The organism is Protofrankia sp. Cj5 (assembly GCF_917627405.1).
Taxonomy (GTDB): domain Bacteria; phylum Actinomycetota; class Actinomycetes; order Frankiales; family Frankiaceae; genus Protofrankia.
The window spans coordinates 1-8,236 of the sequence record NZ_CAKJTO010000156.1 but is presented as its reverse complement, the minus strand read 5'-3'; the positions used below and the strand labels follow the sequence as shown (position 1 = coordinate 8,236).

Sequence of the window (8,236 nt, the reverse complement as noted above, 5' to 3'; positions counted from 1 at the left end):
GCGACTGGCGGTTACCCGCGCCCGCCAACACGTTCGGCGGCACCACGACGCACCACATCCCGGGCACCCGCGACGCCCCGGGCACCCGCGACACGGCCACGCCGGCCACCGTACGAGGCGGCCGGGTGGTACCGCGGCCCCGCCGCCGGACAGCGCTCGTGGTCGCGGGCGGCGGTGTCGCCGTGGTGGCCGTGCTCGGCGCGGTGCTGGCGCTGGCGCCGCGTGGTTCGGGCACGGGGGGCAACGTGAAGGTGGCCGACATCCTGCCGAAGTCCGCCGTCGGGCTCGGCGATGACACGCTGGTCTACTCCAGCGAACAGAACGGCACGAAGGCCGTCTACAGCCTGCAGGTCGGCGCGGACGGCCCGGTGGGGCCGCCACGGCCGCTGACCCGCGACGCGCGGCCGGACACGCTCCCGGTGATCGTCGGGCCGAAACGCAGGACCGTCCTCTACACGGTGGGTGACTCCTCCCCCAGCCTGAAAGCGATCGCCGCGGACGGCAGCGTCGGCCCGATCTCGCTTTTCGGCTCCGGCCCGGCAGCGGACATCCAGATCGCGCAGGACGCTCGGGCATCGGTCGATCCCACCGGGAGGTTCATCGTCATCAAGGCCGACATCGGCCCGAACGACGGCACCGCCGGCCTCTACGTCATCGCGATGGACGGGTCGAGCGTCCGGCAGCTGGGCGTGCCCGCCGGGGCCACCGACCCGTCCTGGTCCCCGGCGGACAACCGGATCGTCTACTTCGTCAGCGAGAACGGGAGCAACGGCGGCAAGCTGTTCAGCATCGACGCGTTCGACCCCGCCGCGACGCCCACCCAGCTCACTGATGGCAGGAACGGCCTTGATGCCGACCCGTGCTGGTCACCGGACGGCAAGAGGATCGCGTTCCGCCGCAGCGCCGGGACGAACCTCGCCGAGATGGACATCTACGTCATGGACGCCGCCGGGGGCACACCGACACAGCTGACCGAGGCCCCCGGTCAGGAGCAGGACCCGTCGTTCGCGTCCGGCGACAACAAAAAGATCACCTACACCGCCCAGCGGCCCGGCGACACCAACCGCGAGATCTACGTGACGGATGCGAACCGCCTCGACGACGCCCACGCACAGCGACTGACCACGTTCACCGGCCTGGACGCCACCCCCCGCTGGCAGTCCGGCTGATCCGGGCTCCGGCTGGGCCGCCAGCGGGGGAACAAGGGGGAACAGGAGCCCTCCAGCGGCTCAGCGGGCCGCCTGTTCGGGCTTGCGCTTCTTGACTGTCTTCGGGTCCATCCGGCGGATCAGGAAGGCGGTCACGATGACGCAGATCACGCCGATGCCCACGCCGGCACCGATATCGGTGAAGTAAGCCGACGAGGTGTGATCGAAGAACGGGTCGACGACCACCTTGCTGTTGATCAACTTGCCATCGGGACGGAGGACACCGGCGAGGCTGATCCGGTTGAGGTCACCGACCGAGGACAACCCGGCAAAACCCCAACGGGCCGGCGCGATCACGCTGACCTGCTCCAGGCCGGGCTTGCCGTGAACCGGCAGGATGCCGCCGCTGAACACAAGCTGTGCCATGGTAAGAAGCACGAGCAGCGGCATGGTCTTGTCCGCGTTGTCGACCAGCGCGGAGATGACGAGCCCCAGCATGGCCGAGGACAGCGAGACCACGATCACCGCGATCAGGCACTCGGCGAGGGAGTTCCCGAGCGCGACCCCTTCGTCGGGCGCCCGGCCGACCAGCGCGATCAGGGTGAACGGGATGGCTTGCAACGTAGTGATCAATGTCAGGACGAGGATCTTCGAGCCGATGTAGGCGGTGCGGGACAGCCCGATCGCCCGCTCTCGGCGGTAGATCGCCCGTTCCTTGACGATCTCCCGGACCGAGTTCGCCATGCCCATGAAGCAGGCGCACAACACCATCACCAGCAGGATCGTGGCGGCGTCCGCGTTCGGCGAGCCGTCCCCGGGGAGGGTGAAACTACCGGGTATGGCACGCGGTATGAGCCCGAGCAGAAACGGGAACACGACGATGAGCCGCAGGTAGGACCGGTCGGACGCGACCACCGCCAGCGTCCGCCGGCTTAAGGTGATCAGCTGGGAGAACACCGACTGCTGGCGGATGCTCGGCAGTTCCTCCGGCGCGGGACGGGCCGAGGGCGCGGTGACCGACGCCGGCACGTAGTAGCGCGACTGGCGGAACCGAGCCGCCGACTCCGCTCCCGCCGTGGCCTCCAGCATCAGGAAGACATCCGGGTAGTCCTTCTTCGCGAAGAAGGACAGGGCGTCGCGCGGCGGGCCGAAGTAGGCGACGTACCCGCCGGGGGCGAGCACCAGAACGTAGTCACACAGGTCCAGCTGGGCCACGCTGTGGGTGACGACGACGACCGTCCGCCCGTCGTCGGCAAGCTTGCGCAGCGACTCCATGACGTTCTTGTCCATGCCCGGGTCGAGTCCGGAGGTCGGCTCGTCCAGGTAGAGCAGGGTGGGCTTGGTGAGCAGTTCCAGCGCGACGCTGGTGCGCTTGCGCTGCCCACCGGACAGCTTGGCCACCTGGGTGCCGGCGTGCTGGGTGAGCCCGAGTTCCGCGATGACCTCGTCCACCCGGGCGCCGCGTTCGGCCTTGGTCGTGTCCGGCGGGAAGCGCAGCTCAGCGCCGAACTCCAACGCCCGCCGCACCGTCAGGGTGGTATGGAGCAGATCCTCCTGGGGGACGTACCCGATACGGCGGCGGAGCTCGTCGTACTCGGAGTACATGTCCCGGCCGGCGTAACGCACCGTGCCCTTGTCCGCCGGACGGAACCCGGTAAGGGCGTTGAGCAGCGTGGATTTGCCCGCACCGCTCGGCCCGACCACCGCCAGCAGCGCCCGGCCGGGCAGCCGGAAGGTCATGTCGTGCATGAGCTGTTTCTGGCCGGCCCACACGTTCAGGCCGTCAGCCTCGAAACTGACGTCCCCGGAGTCGATGTACTCGACGAGCTCGTCGTCGACGAGCTGGAAGACATGGTGACCGACAGCAATCACTGCGCCCTGCGGCAGCTTCTCCCGGACGATGCGCTTGCCGTTGACGAAAGTGCCGTTGGCGGAGTCGAGGTCCGCGATCTCCACCTCGCCGGGGCCGTCCCCGCTATGACCGACGTACAGCTCCGCGTGCCGGCGGGACGCCAACAGGTCGCCCACGACGATGTCGTTCCCGCGGGAGCGCCCGATGGACATCGTGCCGGGATGCAGCCGGTAGGCCGTCTGGCGTTCGTGCTCGCGCTCAAGGTCGTGTGCGCCGGAGTCATCCAGAGCCTGCGGGCGCTGCCTCGGCAGCTGCGGTCCGGGCTCGTAGTTGGTGCTCTCCCGCAGCATCGTCGGCATCTCGAAATGCGGATCATCGAACCGGGGGAGGACCTCGCGGCTGGCGGGCGCCTCCGGCCGGACGACGACCTCCGGCCCGGTCGGGGTGCCGAGCCGGAACCGGATCTCGCCGTTCACATCCACGCGCTGCACACGCTCGCCGTCGAGCCAGGTCCCGTTGGAACTGATGTCCCGCACGGCCCAGCCCGCCCCGACCGGCTCGATTAACAGATGACGGCGGGACACCCGGCTGTCGGGCATGACGAAGTCGGCCGTGCGAGCACGGCCGACAACGAACGGCTGGCCGGCAGGCACGGTGGCCACGTTGGCGCCGCTGACGACTCTCAGGGTCGTCTGCACGTGTTTCCCCCTTCAGGACGGGACACAGGCCGGATGCCCCGCCGAACTACTTCGACATGGATCGTCCGATCTTGCGGGTCGTCCGGATCGTAGCGCCGCCCACGGACCGTGATCTAGGCCGGGGTGGGCCAATCACGCGGACACGACGCAGAGGGGCAGACTGCGCGGTGTCGGTCATGGCCATATCAGGCATGTCCGGAGACGACCGGCTGTCAGTCGGACACTATCCGGCACGGATCGAGGATCTCGCATAACCCGCGCGGCGGTCCGGGAACTGTCGCCGATTCGACCAACATCGGTTCAGGAACCGGCAGGAAGGACGACATCAACGGCTGAGGCCAGCACCGCGATACCGTTCTTACCGGCGGTGGCGCTCTCGATCCGCAGGTTGAACGGCAGCCCGGCGATCGGCAACGGGATCGCCGGTAGCGCCAGCCCCCCAGGCAGAACCAGGATGAGGTTGTTGTCCTTGACGGTGAAACCCGTTTCGATCGCCTGCGGACCAATGATCGAACTCAGGAATGGCACGTTCACGGTCACTTTGACCTTGCCATCACCGGCGGGCGCCACCTGTACCTTGCCGATCGACAAATTCAGGCCCGCCAGATATGTGTTGAGATCGCTATAACTGATCTGTACAGCGGCGGTCACCTTGTCGACCGGAACTTCCCCCACCTGGTCACGGATCGCGTCACCGAACGGTACGTGAACCCCCTGGAGCCTGGCTTTCACCTCCGAGATACGCGGCCCAGGTGTGGAGATACCCGTCACCGTCACCCGCAGGTCGTCGTACTTGCCGAACAGGACCTGGGTAAGGAACGGAATGCCACCAATACTGACATCGGTAACCCTGGGTGGTGTGACGGTCGGATCCTTGCTGGTTTGGGTGATAGCTGCCTCCGCCTTCACCTTCATCTGGCTTTCGGCGATCGGCACCGCCGCCCGGTCGGCCACAACCAGCAGAGCGAGCAACACGATCACTGTGATGACCGGCCAGCGCCGCCGTCGGCGGCGGCGGCGCGGGGCGGCTGGCGAGGCCATCACGCCGATCGGCTCGACCGGCGGCGGGACGGGGGGCCGCCGCGCCGGGTCAGCCTCGGCCGGGTACTCGGTGGCATCGTCGGCCGGCTGGAGCGGCTGGGCGGAGCCGGCCGGGTAAGCGTCGGCCGGGTAGGCATCGGGCGGATAGGCATCGGGCGGATAGGCATCGCCGGGTCGTGCCCCGACCCGGCGGGTGTCCTGAGCGGTCCGGTCCACCGGCTGGGCCGGACCGGGCCATGCCTGCGGGGGCTGGCCAGACGGACGGAACGAGTCCGCCGGTGGGGGTGGGGCGCTCGGACCGACCTTGGCACGGCGCGCTCCGGGATGCCCGCCGGTGGTACCGCCCGCGCCCGCCGGCGGGAGACGACGGGTGGACTCCTCTGCTTCGCCGCCCCGGTTCACGCCGTCGTCAGGTCCGCTTGTCACGGGACGAATCGTCGCACGATCGGCTGGTCCTGGCACGGACTGGGTCGCGCGCCTGGGCCAGCCGAGGCCTGGGCCGGCCCAGGCGTCAGCCGTCGCCGAACAGCTGCGGCGCCCGGTCGGGCGCCTTCGGCGGGACAAGGCGGAACACCGATCCGCGCGGGGCCGCGTAGACATTCCAGAAGTGGTCGGCCACCGCCTCCGGTACGAGCGGGCCAGCGGGCGCGACCCGGGCCTCCAGCACCACGGTCCGCAGCCGGATTCCGCGCGCCTGGAGCACGGGCGCAAGCGATGTCCCGAGCGCGAGCAGGCCGGCCTTGCCGATGGCGAGGGCGAGGCGGCCGGCGGCCGGCTCGGTGCGCGGCCCGGCCGCGGTCAGCAGCACACACGCCGAGGGACGATCGGCAAGCAGCTCCGCGGCGGCCTGCACAACAGTGAGCGCGCCGGTCACGTTGACCGCCAGCGTCTGGTTGACCGTTTCCGCCGGCACGGACAGCGCGGTGCCCCGGATGCTCAGCTTCGCGTTGTAGACGACGGCCGTCAGGCCGCCGAGAGCGTCCGCGAGTGTGCCCAACGCCGCGGTGACGGCGCCCGGTTCGGTGACATCGGCGACCTCGCCGAGCAGCGCGACATCGTCGCTGGCGAGGTCCGCTTCGATCCGCCCGACGGTGTCGGCCGACCGGGCGATCACGCCGAGCGCGAAGCCCTCCCGGGCGAACCGGCGCAGGAGCTGGGCGCCGAACGCCCGCCCCGGTCCAACGATGACCAGCGCCCGCTCCTCCTGCCGCATGCGCTTACGGTAGGAGAATTCCGGGATTGAGGATCCCCGCCGGGTCGAGAGTGTCCTTGACCGAGCGAAGTACCGCCAGCCCGATGTCACCGATCTCCGCCGCGAGCCACGGCTGATGCTCGGTGCCGACGGCGTGATGATGGGTGACCGTCCCGCCCCCGTCAACGATCGCGCGGGTGGCCGCGGCCTTCACCCTCCCCCAGCGCGCCACCGGTTCGTCGGGCTGGGGACACACGACGGTGAAGTACAGCGACGCGCCGGTCGGGTAGACGTGCGAGATGTGGCACATGACCACCCCGGGCACATCCTCGGCGGCCAGCGCCGCGGCGATCGCGTCCCGCACCCCGGCATACAGGCCGGGCAGGGCCGACCAGAAGCCGGCCGTCTCCAGGGTCTCGGCGAACATCCCGGCGTCCAGCAGAGCGTCACGCAGGTACGGGCCGTGAAAGCGGCCGCGCAGCCACTCGGCGCCGGCATCGTGCCCCAACGCGGCCGCCCCGGCGGCGCGCAGCAGCTCGCCGACCTCGGCCCGGCGCGCGGCGACCCAGCCGGCCCGGCCCTCGTAGCCGATGATCAGATGGCAGCCGCCGCCGGCGGTGGCCTGGCCGGCGCCGCCGAGCCCGGCCGCGGTCTCCACCTCGTCCGACAGGCGCGCGACCGTCGGCAGCAGATCCCGCTGCGCCAGGATGCGCAGCACCGCGGCCGCGCCGGTGAAGCCCGCCAGGCGCCAGCCCTCGTAGTGGATCGTCTCGGGCAGCGGACGCACCCGCAGCCGTACCTGGGTGATGACCCCGAAAGCTCCTTCGGAGCCGAGCACGAGTTCGCGCAGATCGGGCCCGGCGGCGGAGGCGGGCGCCCGGCCGAGCTCCCAGGTGCCGACCGGGGTCGCGAGCCGGATACCGACGACCATGCTGTCGAACCGGCCGTGACCGGCGGAGGCCTGGCCACTGGACCGGGTCGCGGCGAACCCTCCGACGGTCGCGTACTCCCACGACTGCGGCAGGTGACCGAGAGTGAAACCGTGCGTGGCAAGCGCGGCGTCGAGGGCCGGACCGCGCAGACCGGGATCAGCCGTGGCCAGCTGTGACCATGCGTCGACGCCGACCAGCCGGTTCATCCGGGCCGTGTCAAGCGCGATCACACCGGCAACGCCGTCACAGGCCGCGGCCAAGCCGCCGACGACCGATGTCCCGCCGCCGAACGGGACCACCGCGAGCCGATACCGGGCACAGACCGCAAGCACCGCGAGCACCTCGTCGTGGCATGCGGGCAGGATGACCGCGTCCGGGGCATCCATGGCGTCACCGGCGCGCAGACGCAGCAGATCGGTCGTGGAACGCCCACGGCAGTGCCGGACCCTGCTCTCCCGGTCGTCGTGCACCCAGGCCGGGCCGATGACGCCCGCCAGGGCCGCGCGCGCATCCTCGGCAAGCCTCACCGCCGGCAGCCGCACCGCGTCCAGGCTCACCGGTGGGGTGTCGCGGCAGTCCACGCCCAGAACCTGTTCCAGCAGAGAGCGGACACCGGCGGGCAGCGGCGTGCGCGCCGCCGCGGTGCCCCAGCCCCACCAGAGCGTCCCGGCGCCAGAGCCGGCCGTCCCGGCGTCAGGCCCGGTCATCCCGCCGTCTCGCTGGCTCGTCATCCCGCCGTTGTGTCCTTCCGTCATCATCACAACTCGTTGTCGGCGGTGACACGACATACACTTTTACAGATGTGGTCACAGCGTGACCGTGAAATGCCCAGCAGGCTATCTGATCACGTTGAGGCAGCTGAACCGGCCGGGTCACTCAATCGTCGCCAACGTGATCGGGACCTCGCCTGTCTGGCGAACGGCACGATCGTCGATGTCCTCGTCATCGGCGGCGGGGTGACCGGGGCGGGCGTGGCGCTGGACGCCGCGAGCCGAGGGCTGTCCGTCGCGCTCGTGGAAGCCCACGACCTGGCCTTCGGCACCAGCCGCTGGAGCTCCAAACTCGTCCACGGCGGAGTGCGCTACCTGGCCGCTGGCGATGTCGCCCTGGCCCGGCAATGCTCCCGGGAACGTGACATCCTGCTGCGCACCACCGCGCCGCACCTGGTACGGCCGCTACCGATGGTGCTCCCGTTGACGGTCGGCTTCCCCACCTCCGCCGCCCTCGTCGCCGATGCCGGCCTGCACATCGCCGACCTGATCCGGCTCGGCGCCGGCACCCCCCGCTCGGTCCTGCCCGGCCCCCGGTGGCTGAGCGCGGTCGAGACCCAGGCCCTGGTGCCGGCGCTGCGGCCCGTCCACCTGCGCGGCGGG

The 8,236-nt window shown here is 70.5% G+C and carries 5 protein-coding genes and 1 pseudogene; 2 read left to right on the top strand and 4 right to left on the bottom strand.

Annotated features, from left to right (window positions below):
• A pseudogene (locus MJ777_RS21235) lies at positions 1–1,169 on the top strand (hypothetical protein); the annotation flags it as partial.
• Between the two features lie 60 nt (positions 1,170–1,229).
• On the opposite strand, the gene MJ777_RS21230 reads toward MJ777_RS21235, so the two are convergent.
• The 4 genes from MJ777_RS21230 to MJ777_RS21215 all read right to left on the bottom strand — a co-directional run bounded on the left by MJ777_RS21230 (position 1,230) and on the right by MJ777_RS21215 (position 7,594).
• Positions 1,230–3,698 carry an ATP-binding cassette domain-containing protein gene (locus MJ777_RS21230; protein ID WP_239307913.1) on the bottom strand — a complete coding sequence of 823 codons (2,469 nt, stop codon included), beginning with the start codon at positions 3,696–3,698 and terminating at the stop codon, positions 1,230–1,232.
• Positions 3,699–3,998: 300 nt separating this feature from the next.
• Positions 3,999–5,165, bottom strand: a complete 1,167-nt coding sequence (locus tag MJ777_RS21225) for a DUF2993 domain-containing protein (RefSeq protein ID WP_239377575.1) — start codon at positions 5,163–5,165, stop codon at positions 3,999–4,001.
• 85 nt (positions 5,166–5,250) lie between these two features.
• Positions 5,251–5,952 carry an SDR family oxidoreductase gene (locus MJ777_RS21220; protein ID WP_239346058.1) on the bottom strand — a complete coding sequence of 234 codons (702 nt, stop codon included), beginning with the start codon at positions 5,950–5,952 and terminating at the stop codon, positions 5,251–5,253.
• A gap of 4 nt (positions 5,953–5,956) precedes the next feature.
• Positions 5,957–7,594 (bottom strand): FAD-binding oxidoreductase, encoded by a 1,638-nt coding sequence (locus tag MJ777_RS21215; protein ID WP_370652802.1) that lies wholly within the window; start codon positions 7,592–7,594, stop codon positions 5,957–5,959.
• Positions 7,595–7,687: 93 nt separating this feature from the next.
• Between MJ777_RS21215 and MJ777_RS21210 the strand changes: the two genes are divergently transcribed.
• The coding region (locus MJ777_RS21210; protein WP_239377574.1) for an FAD-dependent oxidoreductase at positions 7,688–8,236 on the top strand (549 nt) is incomplete at its 3' end.

What these genes read in the sequence shown, in the direction of transcription:
- MJ777_RS21220 (WP_239346058.1), bottom strand. Translation starts at nt 5,952, where the DNA reads ATGCGGCAGGAGGAGCGGGCGCTGGTCATCGTTGGACCGGGGCGGGCG.
- MJ777_RS21215 (WP_370652802.1), bottom strand. Translation starts at nt 7,594, where the DNA reads ATGACGAGCCAGCGAGACGGCGGGATGACCGGGCCTGACGCCGGGACG.